The 1,111-nt window shown below is 34.5% G+C and carries 2 protein-coding genes; both read left to right on the top strand.

All coding sequences use genetic code 11. The features are described from left to right. The first annotated feature begins 341 nt into the window (after positions 1 to 341). Positions 342 to 575 carry a hypothetical protein gene (locus AB1349_14575; protein MEW6558551.1) on the top strand — a complete coding sequence of 78 codons (234 nt, stop codon included), beginning with the start codon at positions 342 to 344 and terminating at the stop codon, positions 573 to 575. After that, complete coding sequence (locus tag AB1349_14580; GenBank protein MEW6558552.1) at positions 550 to 960, top strand: putative toxin-antitoxin system toxin component, PIN family; 411 nt, start codon at positions 550 to 552, stop codon at positions 958 to 960. The genes AB1349_14575 and AB1349_14580 overlap by 26 nt, the downstream gene beginning before the upstream one ends. Positions 961 to 1,111 lie beyond the last annotated feature (151 nt).

Below are 1,111 nucleotides of genomic sequence, written 5' to 3' on the forward strand. Positions count from 1 at the left end.
CTTTCACGTCAATTTTTTATAGGTTCCTTTATAATATGTCTCAGCATTTATTAGCAAGCGTGTCTGATGAATCAGACCACCCTATTTCTCATTAGAGAAATGGGAAATTTGCCAAACTACAGTAATAAAGTAATAAAGTAATAAGTAAAACAGTAAAAATCCGTTTCTTTTTCATATAATTCCTGTATTTCTTAATCTCCTAATCTCTCAATCTCTCAATCTCTCAATCTCTGTGGTTAACCCCTTGACAATTCCTCCGATTTTTGTTATACTTTTTGTAACACAGATAAACACTGATAAAGACACTGATACACACAGATAAAAAATTTGGGGGTGATACTATGCCACAGGTTACTATTGAAATTGATCCACGACAAATTGAGTCTGCAATCCAACAAATGAATGAAAGGGAAAGATGGAAAATTGCAAAGGAAATTATTACTGAACAGTTCAAAGATACTGTGAAAAAATTTCGCCAAACAATTAAAAGAAAAGGACTGACTTATAAACAGATTAACAACATCGTTGAGAAAGCAAGAGAAGAATTTTATGCCAAGAGTCGTAATAGACGCTAATGTTTTTGTAAGCATCGTTTTAGGCGGTAAAATAACCGGTAAAATAAACGAGTTGCTTATTGAAGGCAAATTCAAGTTGGTATATTCTTTAGAGTTATTTAATGAACTAAAATATGTGCTCGGTAGAAAAGATTTTGAATTTAGCCAGTCACAGATTGATAGAATTTTAACACTTATTGAAGCAGAAGGCGAATTGGTTTTACCCGATGAAACAATTAATGTCTGCCGTGACCCAAAAGATAATCCTGTTCTTGAATGTGCTGTCGCCGGAAAGGTGGATTTTATTGTCACCGGCGATAAGGATTTACTTGCACTTAAATCATTTAAGAAAATACCCATCATACCACCCCAAAAATTCTTAAAGAAAATACAAACCACAGATTAACACAGATTTTCACAGATAACAATGTTGTCATTGCGAGGCGTAGCCGAAGCAATCTCATCTGATTTGTCATTCCGTGCATCGTATGTCATTCCAGAATGGTTTTTTGGGACGCTGATTCTCGCAGAAATGTCTGGATACTTAAAATCCCGAT

This window comes from Elusimicrobiota bacterium, assembly GCA_040757695.1.
In the GTDB taxonomy this organism is placed as follows: domain Bacteria; phylum Elusimicrobiota; class UBA8919; order UBA8919; family UBA8919; genus JBFLWK01.